Raw genomic sequence first — 24109 nt, 5'->3', positions numbered from 1 at the left:
AAATCCCATCTTTGTTATTAGTATAAACCTATATTGTTAGATAGGGAAAGGCATTTTCTCATTATTTCGGGGAGGGGAACCCATCACGTCAAGACACAAGGCCTCGCTGTTAGAAAGTCTTCTCTACATAAAAACGCCCCGTGATAAACGGGACGCTTTCTTGTATATTTATGCTTCCTGTACTTCTTTTGCTTCGTTGGCGTAAACACTTACTTGTTTTTTCTTTTTCCCGCGGCGTTCAAATTTAACCACGCCGTCTACTTTGGAAAAAAGAGTGTCGTCTCCGCCGATTCCTACGTTTTCCCCGGGATAAATGCTGGTTCCGCGCTGGCGTACGAGAATGGAACCGCCGGTTACAAACTGACCGTCCGCACGCTTGGCGCCAAGACGTTTCGCGATCGAATCACGGCCGTTTTTCGTACTCCCGACCCCTTTTTTCTGGGCGAAAAATTGCAGATCCAAATTCAGCATCATGTTTCTCACCTCCTGTTAGTCTAAAATAGTGATGTGATCGCCATACTGTTCCGCGATCGTCTGCAGGGAGACAAGCATGCCTTCCAAAAGCAGCTGTACTTCTCCGCTTGTCTGTTCGATTAACCCGCCGGGCACTTTACAGAAAAGGTACCCGCCTTCATCTGCCAGTTCTACGTCCAGATCCACCTCACAAAGAGCGTCCACCGCATTGACCGCTCCAAAAGAAACAGCGGAGGCCCCTGCGCAGACAAGGTCATACCCGTAAGGACCACTGGCGGCATGCCCGGACATGGAAAAAGCAGTGATCTTATTCTTATCATCCCGGTCTACCTTAATTTCTATCATGGCAGGCCGGCCTTATGCTTCGATTTTATCGATAACGACTTTCGTGTACGGCTGACGGTGGCCGATTTTACGACGGTAATTCTTTCTCTTCTTCAGCTTGAATACAGTGATTTTCTTCTGGCGGCCGTGTTTATCCACTTTTGCCGACACTTTTGCGCCGTCTACGAATGGAGAACCAACTTTTACTTCATCGCCTCCAACGAAAACAACGTTATCAAACGTCACCGCATCACCTTCGGAAGCGTCCAGTTTCTCTACATATACTTCCTGGCCTTCTTCCACTTTCACCTGTTTACCGCCGGTTTCAATAATTGCGTACATCTTCTGCACCTCCTATGACTTAGACTCGCCAACACAGGTGCCTTGTAGGACTTATAACCTGCATATGTGCGGTTGAAGTTTGGGTGCAAGCCAAACAACTAACAAAAGATATCATATCACAGCGGGAAAACCGTGTCAATCACGGTTCTTCTGCTGTTTTCCTGAGGAATTGGCACGTTTTTGGGCCTCCGCCTCTTCTCCGGCAAATCGAATTGATATTTCTTCCCCCTCCCTCCCGGAAACCAGATAGATGGAAAAAGGATAGCGGTGTTTCCATGTCTCCAGTAAAGAACTTCCGTTTTGATGCAGCCACTCATAGACACGGTTCGGAAGTTCCAGTACGATGGCTTCTGCTTCCATTTCCCGGTATTCATGAATATACCGTTCTGTCCGGTAAGCCAGGGCTTCTTCTGAAAGACGCCTGCCCGTTCCATAGCAGAAGCCGCATGTTTGAAACAACGATTCGGCCAGTCCTTTACGGATTTTTTTGCGGGTCATTTCCACTAATCCCAGGGTGCTCATCCCTGTAACATTCGTCTTTGTCCTGTCTTTTTTTAATGCCGTCTGCAGGACGGCCATTACCTCTTCCTTGTGAGCCTCTTTTTTCATATCGATAAAATCAATCACGATGATCCCTGAAATATCACGAAGCCGTAACTGCGCAGCAATTTCCTCTGCTGCCTCCAGGTTGGTCTTTCGGATCGTCTCCGTTAGATCATTTTTTCCGGTAAAGCGGCCGGTATTTACATCGATTACTGTCAGCGCTTCTGTTTTTTCAATCATTAGAAAACCGCCGTTTTTCAGCCAAACTCTTGGTTTTAACGCTTTTTCAAGCTCTTTTTCAACCCCCTCCCTGGAGAAAAGATTTTCATATCCTTTATAATGAATGACCTTCCCCATATCTTTTTCTTCATATCGCAGCAAGCGTTTGATATGCTGCACATCTGGTAAATGATCCACAATAATTTGCTGGATGCTCTCCAGCGGATAGTCCCGCAGTAATCGTTCCACGATTCCGCCGTCCTGAGAAATCATACTGGGAGCCCGTTTTTCTTCAGCCCGTGCTGCTATATGTTTCCAATCTTCCCTTAAATATTCGATATCTTCTGCCACGATTTGTGACGGCAGGGTTTCGCAAATCGTCCTGATAATAACGCCTTCTTGTTCAGAAAGCAGCTCCCCGGCCCAGCTGCGCCAGCTTTCCCGATTTTCTTCGTTCATTTTTTTGGAAATCCCGATATATCCGCCTTCTGGCAGGTAAACAGTATATTTACCAGAGAGCGAAATATTTTCGGTCAGCCTTGCTCCTTTCTGCCCGAATTCTTCCTTCATCACCTGGACGATCACGATCTGTCCCTCTGTAATAAATTCAGAGATACTTCGTTTTTCTTTTTCTTCGTATGGTTCCTGCAGCAGTTTGTAGCGGACCAGTTCATCCCGGTACAAGAATCCGTTTTTTTCCCGTCCTATATCTACAAAAGCAGCCTGCATTCCCGGCAGAACGTCTTTTACCCGTCCCTTGTAAATGCTGCCGGCAATCCGCTCTTGATCCGGACGCTCGATAAAAATTTCTGTAATCCGGCCATTTTCCCGAAGCGCGGCCCTCCGCTCTGTTGTAGCTGAATTTAAAAGGATATCCATCATTTCCGCAGCACCTCTTTGATTTAATCCTTTCCGTGATGGGAAAGCAGTTCTTTTAATGGTTTCATGCCTAATCGTTTTTCTGTGATTGTTTCAAGGATATAAGATTCCGGCAGAGTTTGTCCATTTTCTATAATGAAAAAAGACGTCGTTCCATGTCTGCCTATCCATTTGGCTGCATCCACCGGGCGGTTATGCCAGGATATACTTTTTTTAAGGTAGGGGGCGGGCTGGAGGGGGTTCGCTGTTTTATTCATTAAAAATCGAAAAAAACTATAGGGGTGTTGTTTCCACTCCGTATAATGAAGAACAATAAAAAACAAAACAATCAACCATGCCTGAACATGAAATGGAAGATAAAGACATAGACCAGCGACGGCTGTGATAAGAACGGTACAGGAGATAAACCACATCCTTTTTTGGGCCTTGTAAAATGGAAGCCGTGCTGACAGCAGACAAAACAATAATTTCCCGCCATCCAGCGGCCAGACCGGCAGCAGATTAAAACAAAAAATTGTTATATTGTAATGCAAAAATAAAGAATGATCAGCATGATTCCAAAAAGAGGTATCGAGCATCAAAAACGAAAGAGCAATCAATGGGAGATGAACCAGGGGCCCGGCTATGGTCACCATCACTTCCTCACGCACCGGCCGGTTTCCGTGTTCTTCTGTTTCCATCATTCCTCCAAATGGAAGCAAAGCAATTTGTTTGACCCGCCATTGATAATGCAGGGCAGCAGCGGCATGTCCAAGTTCATGCAGCAGTATAATAAGGAACAAAAGCATAATTTCATAGAAAAAACCAGTAAAAACAGCCGTTCCTGCCATCACCCAGAATAACGGATGAATGTGAAGCAGACGCAGCTGTTTAATCAAGGGAAATCACATCCATGGGATCAATGTATTCCTCGTCTTCTTTTATCGCTAAGGAATAACGTCCGCTTTCTTCTTCTGTATTCACTCTACCCAGCACAGTTCCGCTCGATACATGATCATAAAGCTTTACGTCTACATTATCGAGCATGCCATACCACGCTTCTCCCCCGTCATAGTGTTGTACAGCTACAGCGAGATCCCACTCTTCGTGGGGACCCGTGTGAACTACCACTCCTCCGTTGACAGCTTCGATTTCACTGTTATTTCCCGTTTCCAAAACAATCCCCTTTCCGTTTTCCGAAAAACTTTCCGCCACCGTACCGGAGACAGGAACGGCAACCGGCTCTGTTTCCTGATTCACTGTTTCCTGGGGCGGTCTCTCCTCCAGATCATTTTCAAACGGCAGAAACGCCAACGGGCTGCCGAATCGTTCCTCGTACCATGCTGTGGCCATCGCAAACGGAAATTCCTCTTGGAAGGAAGACTCTACAAAACGTTTTGCTCCTTCAAACGCTGGATGAGTGGATTGAAAAAGAATCCCAATAACCAGAAAAGCAATAGCTGCTAAAAAGCTTTGGAGCACCCAGACCCCTTTCTGCTTGTCCGAAGCAGACTCCTTTACCTGTGGTTCCTGCTCCTGCCATTTGTAAAATTCAGGCTCATGATAAGGAACATCACTATGATGTGGATAAAAACTGTAAGACTCCCCCCGCTCTCTCATCAACTCCCGCTTTCTTCGTTTATGGTTCACCTGCTTACGCACTTTTTGTATTCGTTTATCCATCCCGCTCCCCCTTCTCTTTGACAGCTTGTATCACTATTCCTTCTGCGGTCATTATATGAGGGAAAATCGAAGATATTATATTGTTTCCTAAAATATTAAAAGAAAAGAAAGACGGGACGGACGAAAGGAAGGGAGGGAGGGAGACGCCGATATCCATGCCTGAGAAAAAGAACTTACATATATAAAACGATCTTGGGAAAGTCGTCCAAGATTCGTCTTTTTGTGGTTAGTATTTTTTATTTTCTCAGCCATCGTTTCTTCTTTTATTAATGATTCTGAGCGAAATGGCGGATACGTTCGCCGATTTCGTCACGGACCCGTTGAAATACCGTCCATTTTTCTTCTTCGCTTCCTTCAGCCTGGGCAGGATCGTCAAAACCCCAATGTTGGCGTGTAACATGCGGAGGTACTGCCGGGCAGACATCATTGGCATGGCCGCATAGTGTGACAACCATATCCGCATTATGAAGCAGATCCATATCGATTCGATCCGACGTATGTCCGGAAATATCAATACCAATTTCGTTCATGGCTTGCACAGCCTTTGGATTAACACCATGAGCCTCAATACCAGCCGAATACACATTCCAGTCTGACAGGTATTTTCTGCCGAATCCTTCTGCCATTTGACTTCGGCAAGAATTACCAGTGCATAGAAAATAAATTGTTTTTGTCATGTTCATTCTCCTTTATCCAATAATTAGCAGCCATACGTAAAGACCGGCCAAGGTAATAAAAAGCGTTGGAATAGTGATGACGATTCCGACTTTAAAGTAGTAGCCCCAGCTGATTTTGACTCCTTTTGTCCAAAGGACATGGAGCCAGAGCAGGGTGGCCAGCGAGCCAATCGGTGTAATTTTCGGTCCAAGATCGGAGCCGATGACATTTGCATAAATCATTGCTTCGCGCAGCGTTCCCACGGTTTCCGTATCTGCAATGGCAAGGGCATTAATCATTACCGTCGGCATATTATTCATGATTGAAGACAAGAAGGCAGCGGCAAAACCGGTCACCATGGTACCGGTAAATAAACCCTGATCCGCAGCTGCTTCCAATCCGGAAGCAAGAACATTTGTCAAACCGACATTGCGGAGCCCATAAACAACAACATACATTCCAATCGAAAAAACGACGATTTCCCAGGGTGCTCCTTTCATCACAGACGCGGTTTCTACTGCTTTGCTGCGCCGTGCCATAAAAAGAAAGAAAACAGCAATGATGCCGGATATAAAGGATACCGGAAAAGCTTCTGATTCTCCCGTTACCGGATTTGTCCATGGAATAAATTCACTGACAAAATAACCAATAAGCAGCAGCCCAAGTACATACCACGACAGGCGGAACATTTTATGGTCCTGAATGGCATCCGCGGGGCGGCGCAGATCCTCCATGTTATAAAATCTGGGGATTTTTTTTCGAAAGTACAAATAAAGGACAATAATGCTCGCGATAAGCGCAAACAAGTTAGGTACGATCATTCGGGAGGCATATTCGGCGAATCCTATTCCAAAATAATCCGCCGAAACGATATTAACCAGGTTACTGACAATAAACGGAAGACTTGTGGTATCAGCGATAAAGCCACTTGCCATTACAAACGGCAGTACCATGGCTTCTTCAAATCGGAGCGCGCGCACCATTGCCAGCACAATCGGCGTTAAAATAAGAGCCGCCCCGTCATTGGCAAACAATGCTGCTACGACCGCTCCGAGTACCGATACATAAATAAACATTTTCAACCCGCTGCCATTTGCTATCCGGGCCATGTGAAGAGCCGCCCATTCGAAAAAACCGATTTCATCCAATATTAAAGAAATAATAATAATAGCCACAAACGTCAGGGTGGCGTTCCAGACGATGCTGGTCACATCGCCGACATCCTGAAAAGAAACCACGCCGGCAAGCAGTGCCAAAACTGCGCCGAACACAGCAGACCATCCAATCGACAACCCTTTCGGCTGCCAGATGACAAGTACCAGTGTCACCAAAAAAATCAAAACTGCTACAAGAACTTCATTCATTTGTAACGTAACTCCTTACCGTTTAATATCACACCATACAACTCGATGACCATTATTCTCAAGGTCCTCCAATTTTTCTTTCTGGGATGGAATTTGGTTCAGGACACTTTCCACAAGCGGATATAGTTCATTATCCGTATTCAGAGAATAAAATACCCACTGGCCGCGCCGCGTTTCCAACACCACTCCGGCATCGCGCAGTTTGCGGAGATGCTGACTGATGGACGGCTGACTCATATTGAAAATTTCAGTGAATTCACAGACACAGCATTCCCCCTCCATCAAGAGTGCTGCCATTGTTAATCTTGTCTTATCCCCAAGCAGCTTGAGAATAGGCGCCGCTTTGTCAATCGGGACGTCTTTCATAGTATTCATCTGCTCCCTCCCTCTCTCTTGAAAAGTATGATGCTATGTTTTATTATAATATAAGCAAATGATTATATGTCAATAACTTAATATTATTATTTTTTAAGGAGGCCCATCTATGACACTGGAAATTTTTGACCCGGCGCTTTGCTGTCCCACCGGGGTATGCGGCCCGGACACCGATCCAGAATTAATACGTATCGCTTCCGATATCCATCGGCTGCAGCAGCAGAAGATGGAGGTTCAGCGTTATAACCTCGCCCAGGATCCCGGTGCGTTCGTTGAGCACGAAGGGGTTTCTCGTCTGATAGATGAAAAAGGCACGGACATTCTGCCTGTGTCTGTGCTCGACGGGGAGATCGTGAAAACGGGAGCTTACCCTGACCGGCGGGAATTAAGTGAATGGCTCGGGATTGAACAGTATCAGCTCGAAAAAAAGAAGAACCCAACCCGGGTGGACATTTCGATTCGGTAAAGGAGAAATCCAATGGAATTTCAAATAAAACATCTGCCCGATACGAAGCATTTATTTTTTACCGGCAAGGGAGGCGTCGGAAAAACCTCAATTGCGGCTGCTTCTGCTGTTGCGCTGGCCGATCAGGGACAGCGTGTGCTTATCGTCAGCACGGACCCAGCCTCCAACCTACAGGACGTTTTTTCAACAGAGCTTTCCAGTGAAATAACAGCCGTTCCCGGTGTAAACGGCTTGTCCGCTCTTAACATCGATCCAGAGGAGGCAGCCCGCACGTACCGGGAAAAAGTGATTAGTCCGTACCGCGGAAAACTCCCTGAAGCTGCCATTCAAAGCATGGAAGAACAGCTTTCTGGAGCTTGTACCGTCGAAATTGCTGCCTTTGATGAGTTCTCGGCTCTGCTTGGGGAGGAGACTTTTCAGCAGACGTTTGATTACATTGTTTTTGACACAGCTCCTACCGGTCATACCCTGCGCCTGCTTCAGCTGCCGGCCGCGTGGAGTGGATTTCTGGAAACCAGTACTCACGGTGCATCCTGTCTCGGGCCGATGGCCGGACTCAAGGAAAAAGAAGCATTATACCATAAAACAAGGAACGTGTTGGCTGATCCCGCTCAAACAGCGCTGTTTCTCGTATCAAGACCGGAAACATCCTCTCTGTATGAAGCCGGCCGGGCCTCAGAAGAACTGCGGGAACTCAATGTTTCTAACCAATATTTGGTTATAAACGGACTTCATCCGCTGGACTTTAGTGAGGATCCGACAGCATCTGCCTATATTAAATCCCAGCAGCAGTCGCTGAAAAAGCTTCCGCAGGTACTGGATGAACTCGTCACCTACGAACTCCCGCTGCTTTCCCATTCATTGGAAGGGGTCGACGGGTTACGCTCCTTTTTCCATGGAGAAGGGGACAGTTTCCGGGACGGTCCCCCCTATCGAAACACACCAGAACTGCCGGATGTGTCAAAAGCAGTGGAAGACTGGGTTCAAAGCAACACGCGTCTGATCATGACGATGGGGAAAGGAGGGGTTGGAAAGACAACGACTGCGGCAGCCATTGCACTTGATATTGCGAAAAGAGGATACCCGGTTCACCTGACCACCACGGACCCGGCTGATCATCTCGGTCTTGCGCTCACCGGAGAAGAACGACCGGAAAACCTGACCGTGAGCCGAATCGACGCAAAAGCAGAAACAGAAAGGTACAAACAGGATGTCTTATGCCGAACAGGAAATGAACTGGACGAGGAGAGTCTGGCCTATCTTAAAGAGGACCTCGACTCCCCATGTACCGAAGAAATTGCAGTATTTTATGCTTTTGCCACAACGGCTGCCCGGGCCAAGCAGGAGTTTGTCGTCCTTGATACGGCCCCAACCGGTCATACCCTGCTGCTGCTCGATGCTGCAGAGTCGTACCACCAGGAAGTACTGCGCGCCAGTGGAGATCTGCCGCCGGAAGTAAAAGAACTGCTGCCGCGCTTGCGCAATCCGGCAGAGACCGCTGTTGGGATTGTTACGCTGCCGGAAGCTGTCCCTGTTTTGGAAGCAGGAAGGCTTGAAGAGGAGCTGCATCGCGCCGGGATCCTTTCCTCCTGGTGGATTATTAATCATAGTTTTCTGGCTGCCTCCGTAACAGACCCATTACTTCATGCCCGGGCTTCCCGGGAAGCCCGGTGGATCGAAAAGGTAACAGCCGCTCATCCCGGCCGCACCTGCCTGCAGCCCTATTCCCCTTCCTTTGCCGGAACAGCGGCCCCTATCCAATAGAAGCACAAAGCGGCGTTTTAGGTGAATGAAAAAACCTGTCGGAATGGATTTCCGGCAGGTTTTCCTGTACCTTATTATGACTGACTCGTTTCTTTGCGTACCCGGGCCTTTTCATATATCAACGTCATTTCGGTCGTATAACGTTTTAATGCTTTATCATTTTCAGCATGCTGTACCTTCTGCTCCAAGTCGTTAATTTTCCTTTTCTCTTCCGGGGACAAATAGTCATAGTCCACAGCCATCATATTTACCCTCCTTTTTCATCTAATAAGGGAATCGTTCTTTCTCACTAGTCATTATGACGGTTTGTCTCTGTTTTTAGACATATTCAGGGAGTTTGGAAAATATGGGCAGCAGGATGATATAGAGTAGTGGTGACAAGAATATGAAATGAAAATCAGAAGGTTGTATGGTTTATAAGGTTCTATGAAAAATATATCATACGTGCAGAAGGGAAGTAAATTTTCTGTTTTAGCTGTTGTTTCTCTCCACAGCCGGCTGACGACTTTCCTTTCGAAACAAACAGCACAAATCTTCCGACAAAATATGGTTCACTGCCTCTTCCTGAAGTTTATAATAGCTCCACGTTCCCCGGACCTCCCTGGTAATAAAGTCTGCGTCGAGAAGTATTTTTAAATGGTAGGAAAGCTTGGACTGGGGAAGATCAAGGATATCTGTTAAATCACAAACACATACACTGTCATGGCGGGATAGTTCATGCATGATCTCCAATCGCTTCTCATCAGCGAGCGCTTTAAATTTCTTTTTATATTCGGAAAACGGGATAGCACCCCGGTCTACCTTTGTCATCAATATCCTCCTCCCTATACTCCTTTCATCAACAACAATTGATGTAATACAAGTATAGAAGAAAACACAGTCGTTATGCAAATGGCACCGCCATCGGCCCGGTGTATGGTTTAATCATTTTCAAAGAACGATCGAATCGATACGTTCTCTCCTGCCAAGAATAAACGCTGTTCCCTCTTATTTGAGAAAACAGCGTCCTGTCTTAAGCTCTCAATCCAAGCATGCTTTTCAGCCTGGCAAAAAACCCTTTTTTTTCATCAATCGACATCAGCGGCACTGATTCTCCCAGAATACGTCTTGCGATGTTTCGATAGCCGATGGAGGCCCGGCTGTTTGGATTCATCGCGATGGGTTCTCCCTGATGAGCGGCTTTTAACACTTCTTCATCATCGACAATCATTCCAAGCAGGTCAATCGCAAGCGTGGACACTACATCATCAACATCGAGCGTATCCCCCTGGGTGGAAAGATGACTGCGTACCCGGTTAATAATAAGCTTTGGGGCGGCCAGATCTTCCTGTTCCAACAATCCAATGATGCGGTCTGCGTCCCGGACGGCAGACGTATCCGGCGTTGTGACTACGACAGCCTGGTCCGCTCCGGATACCGCATTTTTATAACCCTGTTCGATACCCGCAGGACAGTCGATGATAATATAATCGTAATCCGGCTTTAATTCCTCCACGACCTGCTTCATTTGTTCCGGCTGCAGCGCTGATTTATCTTTTGTTTGCGCTGCCGGAAGTAAATGCAGGCAGTCAAACCGTTTATCTTTTATCAAAGCCTGCTGGACACGGCACCTGCCTTCCGCTGCATCTACAAGATCATATATGATCCGGTTCTCCAGGCCCATGACTACGTCCAGATTCCGAAGTCCAATGTCCGTGTCAATAAGACATATATGTTTTCCCTGCAGAGCCAGGGCCGTACCGATGTTGGCTGAAGTCGTTGTTTTCCCCACTCCGCCTTTACCGGATGTAATAACAATCGCCTCTCCCACTGCAATTCCTCCTTCCAGACATAAACACAAGATGTCCTTTACTGCTTTTGAAATTGAGTCAGCAGTCTGGTTTTTTCAAATGAAATTTCTTTTTCCGGCGTTGCTATGTAAGCAAAAACAGGTTCTCCAAACAATGGGCCGCTTTGTTTTTTTTCATAGCGGTCCGGGGCGTAAAACATTACATCCGAAATGGAGATTTGATTGGGTTCCATCACGGATGCACAGACCACGGCTTCCAAATCACCTTCCACCCCTGCCCGCGCGGTCCCCTTCAATGTTCCTAATATATAGACATTGCCAGTAGCTTCTACCGCACCGCCGGGATTTACATCTCCCAGTAAAAGAACATCCCCGCGGACGCTTACGACCTGGCCGGACCGAATAATTTGTGTTACCGGCGTCAGTCCTTCTTCTTCCCGCTGCCTTTTTGCTTCTTCACGGCTGATAACCTCTGATCGGAATTCTTTAATTCGAATAGATTCCGCATCTTTCAGCAATCCGGAAAGCACTTCTTTCTGATGTTCTCCGATATAACGGTAGCCCGTGTCCACGGTTACTTCCACTTCCGGTCCGTTGCCAAAGACTTGTTTATCCTTGGCTATTTTTTCACGCAGTTCCTCTTTTAGATCTTCAAACGAACATTGGTCATCCATAATGATCGTCAGACCTTCTTTGGTCCCCTTTATCGTCACCCGGTTTTTTGAGGGTCCTGTTTTCATCTGCTTCACCTCTGAAACATAAGCCATTATCTTCCTTTATGCGCACTCGTACCGATTATTTATACTTCCATATTCCCGTCACTAAATCCTTCCGCATGCCGTAATATTCTTTCAGCGCTGCTGCAAATCTTCCAATTCACGCAGTCTTTGAAAAAAACGCTGAAACGGATACAGAAGCAACAGTGCCACTGTTCCATTCAATACCCAGGAGGGAAGCAGCCTGAGTATAAAAAATTCTTCAAACAACATATCAGTATACCCGATGACATAATGGAGACCATACGTCAGCCATTCTAATATAAAAATCGCTCCAATGATAATGAGAAACTGCCACCAGTAGCTTGTCCGCACTGCCATATATGTAAAGGAGCTGAGATAGGCAGTGAATCCCATGCTGAACATGTAAATTCCAATTAAATCGGTGTAAACAATGTCATATAATAATCCAAAGCCTGCTCCGATAAGAACACCGCTGCCCGCTCCACGATAGATGGAAGTCAGCACAACTGCAACGAGCACCAAGCGCGGAACAAGGACAATATCGCGCTCCGGAGAAGGAGGAACAAAAATTTGAAACCAGGTACCTTCCATCAAAAACAATAAAAAAATGACAAACGGAAGCGCAAAACGAATCATGGGCTGCCTCCCTCTTCTAGGTCATCCTCTCCAATTTCAACCGGTTCCTCTTCCTCCTCTTCTTCGTCCTCAGGTTGTTCCATATTTTCATCCAATGTTTCGCTCGTTCTTTCTATCACATTAACTTGTTCTAAATTATAATAATCTGCTGCCGGCTCGACGAGAGCATTATACGTTAACCCGTATTCATCGGGTTCCAGTGAAGAAATTTCCCCTATGGCAAGTCCCTGTGGAAATATACCGCCAAGCCCGGACGTCATGACCTGCTGTCCCTCTTCGATTTGCGCATCGGATTCGATTTTGCGAAGCATCAGCCCTTCTCTTTCTTCGTCCCAGCCTTCTATAAAAGCGTATACGGGGTCATTCTCTGTCGCGACCATCGCGGAAACCCGGTTTGTACGGTTGCTGTCAGACAGCAGCTGCACCGTGGATGTGAATTCAGAGGCAGTGTCCACTTTTCCGATCAGTCCTTCCGGAGTAACAACTGCCATATCTTTTTCCACCCCGTTCTGCGTCCCCTTATTAATGCCGATCATTTCTGTCCAGCCGTCGGGCGTACGGTGAATGACAAGAGCTGATCTTGTTGTATAATTACTCAGACTTTCTTCCGAGCCAATCATTTCTTTTAATGTCTCATTTTCCTGTTTTACACTTTCCAATTCGGCGGACATCGAGGCAAACTCTTCCATTCGTGACTTGAGCAGTTGGTTTTCTTCATACACATGAACCACATCCGCCACATTCCCAAAGAAACCCGCCGTCCAATGAGCGGGCTGGCTGAACACAGATTGAACCACTCCGGTCGTATCCCGGAAAAATTTTTCCGGCCAGGTTATGGAATCCCTTTCCCGCATGGAAAAACCAATGAACGCCACGAGAACGATGATGCTCACCATTAATAAAATAAGACGTTTGTTGGAAAAAAAGTGAGGCATGCCGGACACCTACTTTACAAGGTTTCCCGGCTGGATCTGGCGGTTATCCCCGCCTTCGACCGGAAAAGATGCAGATTCTCAAGTGCCCTTCCTGTGCCCAGCGCCACACAATCCAGCGGTTCTTCGGCCACTAATACGGGCATATTGGTTTCTTCACTTAATACTTTGTCAATATTGCGGAGCATGGCTCCCCCGCCTGTTAATACTATCCCCCGGTCCATAATATCGGCGGAAAGTTCAGGCGGCGTCCTTTCCAGCGTACTCTTCACGGTTTCCACAATGGAATTCACCGTGTCGGCAAGAGAAGTGGAGACCTCTTGCGCCGAAACAGAAATCGTCTTCGGCAGACCGGACACAAGATCCCTGCCCCTGATATCAAGGTTCTCGATTCCTTCCGGATTACCGGCGGATCCTATTTCCATTTTTAACGTTTCAGCCGTGCGCTCCCCAATCATGAGGTTATAGGTTTTCTTAATGTACTGAATGATGGATTCGTCCATTTCATCTCCCGCTACCCGGATCGACTGGCTTGTCACTATACCACCCAGGGAAATAATCGCAACTTCCGTCGTTCCTCCGCCGATATCCACAATCATGCTTCCTGTCGGCTCCCAGACTGGCAGATCTGCACCAATCGCGGAAGCGAAGGGCTCTTCAATCGTATAAGCTTCGCGGGCTCCCGCCTGCTTGGTGGCATCTTCCACAGCTCTTTTTTCCACAGCAGTAATCCCTGAGGGAACACAGACCATCACATTCGGTTTGCGGGTAAAAATGGACCGCGTCCGCTGTGCCTGCTGGATAAAATATTTCATCATTGTGGCTGTGGTGTCAAAGTCGGCAATGACCCCGTCTTTCATCGGGCGGACCGCGACAATATTACCCGGGGTTCTGCCTATCATATTTTTTGCGTCATTGCCGACTGCTTCTATAGTATTAGTGTCTGTCCGCATAGCTACGACCGAAGGCTCACGAACAATAACTCCTTTTCCTTTCACATAAACCAGCGTGTTCGCCGTTCCTAAATCAATTCCCAGATCTTTTGAAAAACCACCAAACATCTATGTATCTCCCTTCATCCTTCACAAACTGTATCCATTCATTGTTCCGGTTGTTTAAGCCGTAACAATAGTTTCCTTCCTTTTCTTCTGAAAAACATTGTCATATCTCATTATACTGAAAACAAAATGAAAAACATAGAGTTTCCATTTTCTTTCACAATTTTCATCCGTTTCTTTAAATATTCTCAACTTACATAGTTTATAAGAAATAGGCGCATTCAGCAAGAGCCGATAGGCACTAGATGCAGCCTTTTTCTTTCAGGCTGGTGAACTTCCGGTCGCCTATAATAATATGGTCCAGCACCTCAATACCCAGAATTTTACCTCCTTCCATCAATCGTTTGGTGACATCAATATCTTCCTGGCTGGGAGCAGGATCACCGGAGGGGTGGTTGTGAAGACATATAACAGAGGCTGCGGAGCGTCGCAGTGCTTCTTTAAAAAGCTCTCTGGGATGGACTATACTGGCGTTTAAACTGCCGATAAACAACGTCTGCCTGTGAATGACCTGGTTTTTTGTGTTCAGGCAGAGGATAACAAAATGTTCCTGCGTTAAAAAGCGCATATCATCCATGACATAACGGGAAACATCTTCGGGAGAACGAATCACATACTTTTCATTTTCCTGGAACGTATAAATGCGCCGGCCCAATTCTAAGGCCGCCCGTAATTCGAGTGCTTTTGCCAGGCCGATTCCCTTTATTTTCTGAAGTTCTTCCATTGTTGCTTCTTTCAGCATAAGCAGTCCATCAAAGTCATAAAGTACACGCTGGGAGAGCTGGAGGACCGATTCATTTTTTGTACCGGTGCGAAGCAGGATCGCGAGAAGTTCTTGGTTGGACAATTGTTCTGCTCCAATTTTCACCATTTTTTCCCGGGGACGTTCAGAGAAAGGGACGTCTTTTATCGTCGTTGGGGATAGAGGCAACATTCACTCTCCTTTATGAAAAATTGGTTGAATAGAAAGGAAAAATATGAAAGGCTTGAAGTTCCCGGCTGAGACGAGAAATAGGCAGCCCCATGACATTGTAATAATCACCTGCAATTGATTCGACAAACAGGCAGCCCTGTCCCTGTATGCCATAGGCGCCCGCTTTATCATACGGTTCCGAAGTGGAGAGGTAGGAAGAAAGCTGCCACCTTTCAAGTGGATAAAACGTGACTTCGGTTTTAACATGAAATACATGGTTCGCGCTGCGGGAATAAAGCGCAACGCCGGTAAATACTTCGTGGGTTTGATCGGACAGCGCTTCGAGCATAGCCTCTGCTTCCTCTTTTGAACCTGGTTTACCAAGGATCTGATGTTGATGGGCAATGAGCGTATCCGCGCCTAAAACAACCCCGTCCGAATGCCGGGAATACACTTCCTCTGCTTTTTGAGAAGCCAGGGCTTCCACAGCCTCTTCGGGACGAAGCAAACCGTTTAATTGCTCCGAAACACGGCTGGGGCGGGATTGAAAACGGTATCCTGCTTGACCAAGCAGTTCTTTTCTTCTTGGGGATTTCGATGCCAGGATAAGGGAAGGCATGAAGGGAGACCACCTTTCTAATACGTCTTTAATACGCATTATACCAGCGGTGATAAAAGTGTACCAAATAAGGGGCCGGTCTACAAGAAGATTTTTCCTGCAGCCGGCATTACGCTATTCCCTGTTTTCTCCGTTATAGACATACACTGCTTCTTCATAATAAAGAATTGCTTCCATCACAGCTTCCTGAAATCCCGCTGAGGCTTCCTCCTTCTCCGGCCATTCTTCCTTCAGATGCTCCAGCCCCTCTTTCAGATGTACATAAGCCTCTTTTTCCCATTCCTCTGTATTTCCAAGAAATGTTGATAGTTTTTCGGCCGTCTCCCTTCCCTCCTTCTCGTTTTCCGCCACTTTTACTGTCTCCTTAAGCAGCTGCTTTACCTCAAGAAGATTCTCCTTCAAACGAGCGGGCTCCTGCCCCTCCTCCGGATCGGGGATATATCTTGTTTTTTCAAACACTTCAACCCCCTCCTCCTCGTAATACTGGAGCAGTTTTTCCGACGCTTTTTTATCGAAATGCATGCCGGAAAATAAATAATAATATTCCCCATCATACGTCAATATTCCAGGGTAGCCCTGATCTGTTAACGCTGTCTGCATTTCCAGCCCCTTTTCTTTTTTCGTAAAAGCGCCGGCCTGAATAATATAAGCCGTCAGGGAATCATTAAAATCCGCCGTGATTGGCGGCGGCTCTTCTTCAGGTTCCGTTCCGGCCGGTGAGTCGCCGGCTGAAACAAATTGGAGGAGCATAATCCCAAATAGCAGCCCTAATACCGCGGCACCTGCGGTTATAGATATAAAATAAAGAGAAAACGGCTCCTTTTTTTCAGAAGACATTCTTGGTCTCCAGTGCTTTTTCTTTTTACGGTTATTTTTTAATGGGAGTCCCGGCCGCTTTTTTTCATTATCCACTTCTCTGACTGCAGCCGTTTCTTCCTCTGCCGCTCTTCGTTCGTTCCAGTCTATGATGGGCAGCTCTTCGGCTGCTGTGGTTTCTTTTTCGGGAGACGGCTTTTTTTCCACATACTCTCCATTAATCTTCAAGGAAACAGGAGGCTCGTCCTTTTTCATTCTATCGTCTCCTTTCCATCCTGCTGGGATTGATTTCTACCCTAGCATAAGAAATATGAAAAAGAACGAGACCCTTGTCGTCCCGCTCTTAAAAAGATTGTCAAAGAAACCATTTTATTGTGTTAGAGCTTCTCCCCCCAAAAGAGGTTCCGGAGCGAAGCTGTCCTTCCAGCCGGAAGTGCAGCGAAGCCAATGAAATAGAGGTGCCTGAGTGGGGTATACATAGTGGAGGACGGGACAACGAGAATTTTTTTCGCTGGCGGGAGTCATAGGAGGGTTGGAGGACAGCAGGTTTCTCCTTCTATCTATTCGTGTTCTCCATAATCTTTTGGAGAACACGGTCTCCCTTTTTCTTCCTGCTAATGGGGCCCACCGCTGGTTTGGAGAGCAATAAGAATGCAGCCCCTTCACCCGGCGGCCTTCAGTATTCCTTCAGATTGGTATGTTAACCTGCCGGCAGAGTTATAGAAAGCGGATGTACCATTGGAACAGGGTTTCGCCAAAAAATAGTGTCAGGAGACTTCCTGCTGCGATAAATGGACCGAACGGCATTGGTATTCCACGCTTTACTGTACCTGCAGCAAGTCCGACACAGCCAATCACCGCCCCGATAAACACAGACAGAAAAAAAGCGAGCAGCAGCTGCTGCCAGCCGAAGAAGAAGCCGAGCAGAGCAAACAGCTTAATGTCTCCGCCGCCCATCCCGCCTTTGCTTACAATCGCGATCATAAGCAGCAGACCGAAGCCGAGCGCTGCTCCAAGGAACGGATCCCACCACGGATCAAGCGGAGCCGCTGTCATTCTCAAGACAGCAATCGGCACTGCAAAAGTGAGGAGAATTTTATCGGGGATCACCATCGCCGACTTATCGCTGATCGTAATAATAACAAGAAGCGACAGGATCAACAAGGCCATCCCTGTATCCCAGGAAAACCCCCAGAAGTACCAGGCCGCTGTAAAAAGAATGGCCGTAACAGTTTCCATGAGCGGGTAAAAAATGGGGATGCCGGTTTGGCACGTCCGGCACCGCCCGCCAAGAAACATATAAGAAGCGACAGGAATTAGATCAACCGCCTGCAGGGTCGTACCACAGGAGGAACAGTGCGAACGGGGATGCAGGATCGATTCTCCCTGCGGCACTCGCAGCCCGACGACATTAAAAAAGGAACCGAGCACCAGCCCGGTGATAAATATGTATCCCAAAATAATGAACTCCATCTTTTATCCTCTTTTCGTCATGCTGCGTCCATTTTACCATATTGCTTACAAAGCGGGTAGAATGGGTTTCGTTAAATTAGATGCTAGTACAAACCATACAAGACACAAAATTTCCGAACGATTCATAGTAGAATCGTTCGGAAACCTTTTGTTCAAGCTCTATCCTTGACTCTTTGTTTTTTAGAGATCAATTTCTAAACACTGTACTCACCAATATTATTTTATTTGCTTAGTATAGACCCAGGATGTTTGAAGTTTTCTTAAAAATATTTGAGTTTTTTTCCTCCTTATTTATCAGCTGGTCGCCAGTTTTTGTTTCCTTAACAGGTGCAAGGGTGAACTTCTCTGTATTTTCATGGGGGACGGAAAATTTATATATATATTTACTTGCCGTTTTTTCATCAATATTAACCGATCTACCTAAAAAATGTAACTTGGTAAGAAGATTTCCATTTTCGTCTAACAGACCAAATAACATGTTTTCGTCATTAATATCTCGTTTAACGTCAGCCGTCATTGCAATTTCAGCTGCATTCATCTTCGCAAAAGTAATTTTAACATCACGGGTTTCTGGTATATCAGTCTTTACTATTTTAATGTCCTCTCCTTGTACTTCTTTTATAGGGAAATTAAATGTCCAGTTACCCTGAAAATTTGCTGCTTTGTTAAACTTTATATTAAGTTTGCCTTCTGTAGGCAGCGTTTTCATAGGTGTCATGGTATAAATACCGACGTGTTTTCCTTTTGAGACTTCCTTACTCCAACTCCTGCCACTATAATCATATCTTTTACCATCCATTTTTATTTTTGGTTTTCCAACAAGATTTGGAGGGTATGTTTTTACTTTTTCAGCAGTTATTGATTTATTTGTTTCTATAGAGTATGAATAACTGATTTCATTCCCGAAATAATACACGTCGTTTATGGTTAAAGTTACCCCATTATCCGTAACGGATTGGTTTATTGTAGAAGTTAACCCATTGTTATAAGCAGCAGAAATTCCATCAAACGGCCCTTGAAGAATGATGGAATCTAATTGAAATTCAGATGCCTTATTATCCTCCTCTTCATTACTACGATCCTCTTCTCCAAATGCTACATTATCAGTGTGAAAGCAAATGGGAATTATACTAAGTATGAATAATAAATGGACCAGTCTTCGGGCCTGCATTTTATTACCTCCCATATGGGAATTATGGATGATACTGCTAGTATATTTCATGTGAAAAATAATTATTCATTCGTCTCCTTGTGGTGGCAGAGATTGTTATGGCTTCTCAGAAAAACACCGTCTGGCCAACGACAAAAAAGTGGAAGTAAATGTATATTTTGAAAGAAATATACACATAGGCTTAAATAAATTTATTTGGAGGGGAAAATGAAGCCAAATTATTTTTTAGTGTTTTTGTTGTAGTACTAGCTGGTTGTCAAACGGACAATGAACAAAGATCCTTCATCCATTACCATTTTTAAAGAGGGAAAAACAGAAAAAAATATGAAAGATTAGATGCCGTAAACAAGTATTTGGAAACTGAATTAAGCGAAACTAGTATTAAAGTGAACTATACGGAAAACACAGAAGACCTTAATGAAGATAAGTTAACATTTACCTTCTTTGAAGGTGATGCAGTATCCAATAAAAGTACAATGGCTCATTACGAGGGGAAAAATATTGCTAGAATCATGTTTGAAGTATAAAGTCGAATTTTATAATTAAATAGCCTCACTCCAGAATTGTTCAATAAAATACTCCCTTCCAGGCCTCTTCTATTTGTCACCTGTCGGGGAGTATAACTTTTTGTCTTTAATCTTTTGCTGCTTCAGATATAAAATAGAGAGATCCGGCGGCGACCACTAAATCCCCGGGGGCTGCCTCCTGCTGAACTTTTTCCCAGGCAGCCTGCCAGTCCGGCAGAGCCTGTGTCTCCGGGATTGGACTTTTCTCCGCCACTTCTTCTGCTTCTGCGGCCCGGAAGAAATCAAAACTCACTGTTGTCACCGATTGAATCGGAAGAGATTTCAACGGTTCGAGCAGAACGGCGGGATCTTTTTCCTTCGTCATCCCGACAATCAGATGGAGAGGCCGTCCGGAAAAATGATCCTTCAGGGCCTCGGCCAGGCTCTCCATTCCTTCTTTATTGTGGGCCCCGTCCAAAAGGAGCGGTGGGGTGGTCTCCCGATAATCGAGACGCCCGATCCAGCTGGCCTTTTTAAGCCCTTCACGAATATGTTCTTCCTCTACAGGAAGAGTGTAATACAACATCAAGTAACGAAATACCATCAGAGCAGCAGCTGCATTTTTCGTCTGATGTCGCCCCAGCATCGAAATCGTAACATCTTCCATATGATTCAAGTTCGATCGGAATGAAAACGTCCAACCTGCGGCATGAGCCTCCGCTCCCACGACGTGAAATTCGTGCTCAAGACGGTACAGCCGTGTCCGGGCTTCTTCCGCTGCTTCCTTTAGAATAGCGAGTACCTCAGGATTCGTATCGCATGTAATGACTGGGACGCCGGATTTAATAATGCCCGCTTTTTCACGTGCTATTTCTTCAATCGAATCTCCCAGGATCGCCTGATGATCGTGTCCCACATTGGTAATCACACTGATCATGGGATGCATCGCATTGGTCGAATCCAACCGGCCGCCAAGCCCGACTTCCCAGATCACCAGGTCCGGAAATGCGGTGGAAGCAAAGTAGTGGGCGGCAATAACCGTAAGCACTTCAAACTCCGTAGGAGGACCAAACGGTGTTTTAGCAATGCTCTCGGCGATTGGTCTTACTGCCTGCGCACTCTTTAGAAAATCCTCTTCCGAAATGGGTTCTCCGTTTACAGCAATCCGTTCCCTGAATTCATAGACATATGGTGAGGTAAAGGTTCCACATACGAGTCCGGCTTCTTTCATCGGTTCTTTCAAAAATGCTGCCGTGGAGCCTTTCCCGTTCGTACCTCCAACATGTATACTTTTCAGCCGCCGCTCCGGGCTGCCAATTCCTTCGAGCATCATGCGCACCCGGTCCAGGCCCGGCCGGACCCCGAAGGCCGTAAGCTCTGTGAGCCAGCCGTGTGCTTCTTCGTACGTCTGCATCGTAGCATCCCTCTCGTTTTCTGTCTATTAAGTCTGCAGCTCCTGGATACGGGCTGTGACTTTTTCGCGTTTTTCCAGATAGTCCTTTTCCTTTTCCCTTTCCTCCTGAACCACATGATCCGGCGCTTTCTGGACAAATCCCTCATTGGAAAGCTTTTTCTGGACACGTTCCACTTCTTTGTCCAGCTTTTCTTTCTCTTTTTCCAGCCTGGCGATTTCTTCCTGTAGATCAATCAGCCCGGCAAGCGGCATGTACAGTTCTGCGCCACTGAGCACATGGGAGACCGATTTTTCCGGGGCAGTCAGGGCAGAGTCGATGGAAAGCTGTCCCGGATTGCAGAATCTCTCAAGATAACTCCGCCCCCGTTCCAGCTGTAATTGTTCTGCCTCCGTCTGCGGCTTAATCTGCAGATCAATTTCTTTGCTTGGTATAACATTCATTTCGGCGCGAGTATTTCGTACAGCATGGATGACACTTTTCAGCAGTTCCATATCTTCTACCGACTCTGCATCCTCCAGCGTACGATCAGCTTCCGGCCAAGAAGCAGCAGTCACGGAGTCTCCTGTATGGGGCAGATGCTGCCAGATTTCTTCGGTAATAAACGGCATAATCGGATGCAGGAGCCGCATGGTCTGCTCGAGGACATGAGCCAGCACGGAACGACTCTTCTGCTTCGCTGCCTCATCGTCCCCGTAGAGCGGAAGTTTGGCCATTTCAATATACCAGTCACAAACGTCATCCCAGATGAAATTATAGAGGAGACGCCCCACTTCCCCGAACTCATAATTATCCATCAGCCTTGTGACATCACGGATTGTTTCCTGGAGGCGGGTCAGAATCCAGCGGTCTGCGATGGTTTTCTCCCCGTCGATATAAATGTCCTCATAGCGTAGGCCGCTCATGTTCATGAGCGCAAAGCGGGAAGCGTTCCAGATTTTATTCGCAAAGTTCCAGTTGGCTTCAATCTTTTCCCAGTGAAACCGGAGATCATTGCCTGGGGTAGTGCCGGTAGCAAGAAAGAAACGGAGCGCATCCGCACCGTAGCGGTCAATCACATCCATTGGATCGACGCCGTTGCCGAGAGATTTACTCATCTTACGACCTTCTGCATCCCGCACAAGACCGTGGATGAGAACGTCTTTAAACGGGCGTTCATTGGTAAATTCAAGCCCTTGAAATATCATCCGCGACACCCAGAAAAAGATAATGTCATAACCTGTGACAAGGACATTTGTCGGGTAAAACCGCTTAAAATCCGGATTTTCTTTATTTGGCCAGCCCATTGTGGAAAACGGCCAGAGTGCAGAGCTGAACCACGTATCGAGAACATCCTCATCCTGTTCCCATTCCTCCGGATTGGACGGGGCCGTATGGCCGACATGCATTTCGCCGGTTTCCTTGTGATACCAGGCCGGGATCCGATGTCCCCACCATAGCTGCCGGGAAATACACCAATCCCGAATATTTTCAAGCCAATGCAGATATGTTTTTTCAAACCGGTCTGGAACAAAATGGACTTTGTCCTCTTTGTGTTGTAATGCAATGGCCTGTTTGGCAAGAGGTTTCATTTTTACAAACCACTGCGTCGACAGGTACGGTTCTACAACAGCCCCGCTTCGTTCGGAATGGCCGACCGAATGCGTATGCTCTTCAATATCAAAAAGGACACCGTCATCCTGCAGGTCTTTCACCAGCTGGGTGCGGCACTCAAAGCGATTAAGCCCCTTGTATCTGCCGGCGTTTTCATTCATCGTGCCGGCTTCATCCATGACCAGCACCCGTTCAAGATCATGCCGGTTCCCCATTTCAAAGTCATTTGGATCATGAGCCGGGGTAATTTTCACAGCGCCGGAGCCAAATTCCATATCGACATAATCATCCGCGATAATCTCGATCTCACGGCCAACAATGGGAAGCACTACGGTACGCCCGATCAGATGATTGTAGCGTTCATCCTCTGGGTGCACTGCAACGGCTGTATCACCGAGCATCGTTTCCGGCCGGGTGGTCGCCACTTCAATATGACCACTTCCGTCTTTGAGTGGATATTTCATATGGTAAAAGTGCCCCTGTACTTCTTTATAATCAACCTCAATATCAGAAAGGGCGGTTTGTGTATCGGGATCCCAGTTAATAATGTACTGTCCCCGGTAAATCCATCCTTTATTGTAGAGCGAGACAAATACTTCCCGGACGGCCGTGGAAAGTCCTTCATCCAGCGTAAAACGTTCACGTGAATAATCAAGGGAAAGTCCCATCTTCGCCCATTGCTGCCTAATGAAATCGGCGTACTCTTCCTTCCAGTCCCACGCCTTTTCGAGAAACCCTTCACGTCCCAGCTCATAGCGGCTGGTCCCTTCTTCCTTTAGTTTTCCTTCTACTTTGGCCTGGGTGGCAATACCTGCATGATCCATCCCCGGAAGCCAGAGCATATCATAGCCCTGCATTCGTTTCAGCCTGGAGATGATATCCTGGAGTGTCGTATCCCATGCGTGACCGAGATGGAGACGGCCGGTGACATTTGGGGGTGGAATCACAATCGTAAAAGGTTCCTTCTCTCCTTTTCCTTCCGCTTCAAAAAATTTTCCATTCGTCCAATATGGATACCATTTGGTTTCCGTGTCTTTTGGATCATACTTGGTTGGCATATCTGTATGCTGTTCTGCCATAGGATTCCCTCCCTCTTTGTAATTAATTATCCTTCCACATGTTCTTGTTTTCTCCGAATTTCTAACCTATCAATTATCACCAGATAGATTCATTCCCACCTCACGGACACATATATTGTTATTTATAACAATTTGAACCAGTTTGGATTCCTTCCAACTGCTCGAACAGGAATTTGTTGGTAAATTATTATATGACCGTGCTCTTGGTAATCACCCACATCGCACATGGTCGCTAACCCTCCCATATATCACTGGATGGGTGTCCATACATTCCTTCGTCCGGCGTATCCATGTGGTGGGGGG

25 protein-coding genes and 1 other annotated feature are annotated in these 24109 nt (G+C 46.5%); of the genes, 2 read left to right on the top strand and 23 right to left on the bottom strand.

The features are described 5' to 3' along the window. Nucleotides 1-168: 168 nt before the first annotated feature. The 9 genes from rpmA to G475_RS0102180 form a co-directional block, all read right to left on the bottom strand. Entirely contained in the window at nucleotides 169-471 is a 303-nt protein-coding gene (gene rpmA, locus G475_RS0102220; RefSeq protein ID WP_026699860.1) for a 50S ribosomal protein L27, read from the bottom strand. 18 nt (nucleotides 472-489) lie between these two features. Beyond that, the gene (locus G475_RS0102215; RefSeq protein WP_026699859.1) at nucleotides 490-819 is read right to left on the bottom strand and encodes a ribosomal-processing cysteine protease Prp; all 330 of its coding nucleotides are present in this window, start codon (nucleotides 817-819) and stop codon (nucleotides 490-492) included. A gap of 12 nt (nucleotides 820-831) precedes the next feature. Further along, entirely contained in the window at nucleotides 832-1140 is a 309-nt protein-coding gene (gene rplU / locus G475_RS0102210; RefSeq protein WP_026699858.1) for a 50S ribosomal protein L21, read from the bottom strand. Nucleotides 1141-1151: 11 nt separating this feature from the next. Next, nucleotides 1152-1224 (bottom strand) — a sequence feature (ribosomal protein L21 leader region). 51 nt (nucleotides 1225-1275) lie between these two features. Beyond that, on the bottom strand, nucleotides 1276-2784 hold the full coding sequence (locus G475_RS0102205) for an Rne/Rng family ribonuclease (protein WP_035710001.1): 1509 nt from the start codon (nucleotides 2782-2784) through the stop codon (nucleotides 1276-1278). A 20-nt stretch (nucleotides 2785-2804) separates the two neighbouring features. Next, a complete protein-coding gene (locus G475_RS24090) occupies nucleotides 2805-3659 on the bottom strand; it encodes a site-2 protease family protein (protein ID WP_051302094.1) in 855 nt (284 codons plus the stop codon). After that, nucleotides 3652-4443 (bottom strand): M23 family metallopeptidase, encoded by a 792-nt coding sequence (locus G475_RS0102195; protein ID WP_026699856.1) that lies wholly within the window; start codon nucleotides 4441-4443, stop codon nucleotides 3652-3654. The genes G475_RS24090 and G475_RS0102195 overlap by 8 nt, the downstream gene beginning before the upstream one ends. A 266-nt stretch (nucleotides 4444-4709) precedes the next feature. Continuing rightward, on the bottom strand, nucleotides 4710-5120 hold the full coding sequence (gene arsC / locus G475_RS0102190) for an arsenate reductase (thioredoxin) (RefSeq protein WP_026699855.1): 411 nt from the start codon (nucleotides 5118-5120) through the stop codon (nucleotides 4710-4712). Nucleotides 5121-5132: 12 nt separating this feature from the next. After that, nucleotides 5133-6464 carry an arsenic transporter gene (locus G475_RS0102185; RefSeq protein WP_026699854.1) on the bottom strand — a complete coding sequence of 444 codons (1332 nt, stop codon included), beginning with the start codon at nucleotides 6462-6464 and terminating at the stop codon, nucleotides 5133-5135. A gap of 15 nt (nucleotides 6465-6479) precedes the next feature. Beyond that, complete coding sequence (locus G475_RS0102180) at nucleotides 6480-6839, bottom strand: ArsR/SmtB family transcription factor (protein WP_026699853.1); 360 nt, start codon at nucleotides 6837-6839, stop codon at nucleotides 6480-6482. A gap of 109 nt (nucleotides 6840-6948) precedes the next feature. Here G475_RS0102180 and arsD point away from each other — a divergent pair, with 109 nt between their 5' ends. Both arsD and arsA read left to right on the top strand, forming a co-directional pair. Beyond that, entirely contained in the window at nucleotides 6949-7305 is a 357-nt protein-coding gene (gene arsD, locus G475_RS0102175) for an arsenite efflux transporter metallochaperone ArsD (protein ID WP_026699852.1), read from the top strand. A 12-nt stretch (nucleotides 7306-7317) separates the two neighbouring features. Continuing rightward, entirely contained in the window at nucleotides 7318-9069 is a 1752-nt protein-coding gene (gene arsA / locus G475_RS0102170; protein WP_026699851.1) for an arsenical pump-driving ATPase, read from the top strand. 74 nt (nucleotides 9070-9143) lie between these two features. Here the strand turns inward: arsA and G475_RS27055 are convergent, their stop codons facing one another. The 14 genes from G475_RS27055 to G475_RS0102095 form a co-directional block, all read right to left on the bottom strand. Then, the gene (locus tag G475_RS27055) at nucleotides 9144-9314 is read right to left on the bottom strand and encodes a hypothetical protein (RefSeq protein WP_156911607.1); all 171 of its coding nucleotides are present in this window, start codon (nucleotides 9312-9314) and stop codon (nucleotides 9144-9146) included. A 226-nt stretch (nucleotides 9315-9540) separates the two neighbouring features. Further along, nucleotides 9541-9879: an ArsR/SmtB family transcription factor gene (locus G475_RS0102160; RefSeq protein ID WP_026699850.1), complete on the bottom strand. Its 339-nt coding sequence runs from the start codon at nucleotides 9877-9879 to the stop codon at nucleotides 9541-9543. 202 nt (nucleotides 9880-10081) lie between these two features. Further along, complete coding sequence (gene minD / locus G475_RS0102155; protein WP_026699849.1) at nucleotides 10082-10879, bottom strand: septum site-determining protein MinD; 798 nt, start codon at nucleotides 10877-10879, stop codon at nucleotides 10082-10084. Nucleotides 10880-10917: 38 nt separating this feature from the next. Beyond that, nucleotides 10918-11598, bottom strand: a complete 681-nt coding sequence (gene minC, locus G475_RS24085; protein WP_035710108.1) for a septum site-determining protein MinC — start codon at nucleotides 11596-11598, stop codon at nucleotides 10918-10920. 111 nt (nucleotides 11599-11709) lie between these two features. Then, entirely contained in the window at nucleotides 11710-12234 is a 525-nt protein-coding gene (mreD, locus tag G475_RS0102145; protein ID WP_026699848.1) for a rod shape-determining protein MreD, read from the bottom strand. Beyond that, on the bottom strand, nucleotides 12231-13169 hold the full coding sequence (gene mreC, locus G475_RS0102140; protein ID WP_026699847.1) for a rod shape-determining protein MreC: 939 nt from the start codon (nucleotides 13167-13169) through the stop codon (nucleotides 12231-12233). The genes mreD and mreC overlap by 4 nt, the downstream gene beginning before the upstream one ends. 14 nt (nucleotides 13170-13183) lie before the next feature. After that, entirely contained in the window at nucleotides 13184-14227 is a 1044-nt protein-coding gene (locus G475_RS0102135; protein WP_026699846.1) for a rod shape-determining protein, read from the bottom strand. Between the two features lie 238 nt (nucleotides 14228-14465). Next, the gene (radC, locus tag G475_RS0102130; protein ID WP_035709998.1) at nucleotides 14466-15158 is read right to left on the bottom strand and encodes a RadC family protein; all 693 of its coding nucleotides are present in this window, start codon (nucleotides 15156-15158) and stop codon (nucleotides 14466-14468) included. A 10-nt stretch (nucleotides 15159-15168) separates the two neighbouring features. Then, complete coding sequence (locus G475_RS0102125; RefSeq protein WP_026699844.1) at nucleotides 15169-15756, bottom strand: Maf family protein; 588 nt, start codon at nucleotides 15754-15756, stop codon at nucleotides 15169-15171. 114 nt (nucleotides 15757-15870) lie between these two features. Next, complete coding sequence (locus tag G475_RS0102120) at nucleotides 15871-16827, bottom strand: hypothetical protein (protein ID WP_026699843.1); 957 nt, start codon at nucleotides 16825-16827, stop codon at nucleotides 15871-15873. 462 nt (nucleotides 16828-17289) lie between these two features. Then, entirely contained in the window at nucleotides 17290-18045 is a 756-nt protein-coding gene (locus G475_RS0102115) for a prepilin peptidase (RefSeq protein ID WP_026699842.1), read from the bottom strand. Between the two features lie 229 nt (nucleotides 18046-18274). Further along, a complete protein-coding gene (locus G475_RS0102110) occupies nucleotides 18275-19216 on the bottom strand; it encodes a DUF4179 domain-containing protein (protein WP_026699841.1) in 942 nt (313 codons plus the stop codon). A gap of 633 nt (nucleotides 19217-19849) precedes the next feature. Next, a complete protein-coding gene (locus tag G475_RS0102100; RefSeq protein ID WP_026699840.1) occupies nucleotides 19850-21136 on the bottom strand; it encodes a bifunctional folylpolyglutamate synthase/dihydrofolate synthase in 1287 nt (428 codons plus the stop codon). Nucleotides 21137-21163: 27 nt separating this feature from the next. Then, nucleotides 21164-23806, bottom strand: a complete 2643-nt coding sequence (locus G475_RS0102095; RefSeq protein ID WP_026699839.1) for a valine--tRNA ligase — start codon at nucleotides 23804-23806, stop codon at nucleotides 21164-21166. Nucleotides 23807-24109: the final 303 nt, after the last annotated feature.

The organism is Salibacterium aidingense DSM 18341 (genome assembly GCF_000429685.1).
GTDB lineage: Bacteria > Bacillota > Bacilli > Bacillales > Marinococcaceae > Salibacterium > Salibacterium aidingense.
Note: the sequence above shows the minus strand (reverse complement) of the source record. Positions and strands in the feature narration are given on the sequence as shown.

Coding starts and splice junctions, on each gene's coding strand:
- rpmA (WP_026699860.1), bottom strand. CDS start 471: ATGCTGAATTTGGATCTGCAATTTTTCGCCCAGAAAAAAGGGGTCGGG.
- G475_RS0102215 (WP_026699859.1), bottom strand. CDS start 819: ATGATAGAAATTAAGGTAGACCGGGATGATAAGAATAAGATCACTGCT.
- rplU (WP_026699858.1), bottom strand. CDS start 1,140: ATGTACGCAATTATTGAAACCGGCGGTAAACAGGTGAAAGTGGAAGAA.
- G475_RS0102205 (WP_035710001.1), bottom strand. CDS start 2,784: ATGATGGATATCCTTTTAAATTCAGCTACAACAGAGCGGAGGGCCGCG.
- G475_RS0102195 (WP_026699856.1), bottom strand. CDS start 4,443: ATGGATAAACGAATACAAAAAGTGCGTAAGCAGGTGAACCATAAACGA.
- arsC (WP_026699855.1), bottom strand. CDS start 5,120: ATGACAAAAACAATTTATTTTCTATGCACTGGTAATTCTTGCCGAAGT.
- G475_RS0102185 (WP_026699854.1), bottom strand. CDS start 6,464: ATGAATGAAGTTCTTGTAGCAGTTTTGATTTTTTTGGTGACACTGGTA.
- G475_RS0102180 (WP_026699853.1), bottom strand. CDS start 6,839: ATGAATACTATGAAAGACGTCCCGATTGACAAAGCGGCGCCTATTCTC.
- arsD (WP_026699852.1), top strand. CDS start 6,949: ATGACACTGGAAATTTTTGACCCGGCGCTTTGCTGTCCCACCGGGGTA.
- arsA (WP_026699851.1), top strand. CDS start 7,318: ATGGAATTTCAAATAAAACATCTGCCCGATACGAAGCATTTATTTTTT.
- G475_RS27055 (WP_156911607.1), bottom strand. CDS start 9,314: ATGATGGCTGTGGACTATGACTATTTGTCCCCGGAAGAGAAAAGGAAA.
- G475_RS0102160 (WP_026699850.1), bottom strand. CDS start 9,879: ATGACAAAGGTAGACCGGGGTGCTATCCCGTTTTCCGAATATAAAAAG.
- minC (WP_035710108.1), bottom strand. CDS start 11,598: ATGAAAACAGGACCCTCAAAAAACCGGGTGACGATAAAGGGGACCAAA.
- mreD (WP_026699848.1), bottom strand. CDS start 12,234: ATGATTCGTTTTGCGCTTCCGTTTGTCATTTTTTTATTGTTTTTGATG.
- mreC (WP_026699847.1), bottom strand. CDS start 13,169: ATGCCTCACTTTTTTTCCAACAAACGTCTTATTTTATTAATGGTGAGC.
- G475_RS0102135 (WP_026699846.1), bottom strand. CDS start 14,227: ATGTTTGGTGGTTTTTCAAAAGATCTGGGAATTGATTTAGGAACGGCG.
- radC (WP_035709998.1), bottom strand. CDS start 15,158: ATGTTGCCTCTATCCCCAACGACGATAAAAGACGTCCCTTTCTCTGAA.
- G475_RS0102125 (WP_026699844.1), bottom strand. CDS start 15,756: ATGCCTTCCCTTATCCTGGCATCGAAATCCCCAAGAAGAAAAGAACTG.
- G475_RS0102120 (WP_026699843.1), bottom strand. CDS start 16,827: ATGAAAAAGGACGAGCCTCCTGTTTCCTTGAAGATTAATGGAGAGTAT.
- G475_RS0102115 (WP_026699842.1), bottom strand. CDS start 18,045: ATGGAGTTCATTATTTTGGGATACATATTTATCACCGGGCTGGTGCTC.
- G475_RS0102110 (WP_026699841.1), bottom strand. CDS start 19,216: ATGCAGGCCCGAAGACTGGTCCATTTATTATTCATACTTAGTATAATT.
- G475_RS0102100 (WP_026699840.1), bottom strand. CDS start 21,136: ATGCAGACGTACGAAGAAGCACACGGCTGGCTCACAGAGCTTACGGCC.
- G475_RS0102095 (WP_026699839.1), bottom strand. CDS start 23,806: ATGGCAGAACAGCATACAGATATGCCAACCAAGTATGATCCAAAAGAC.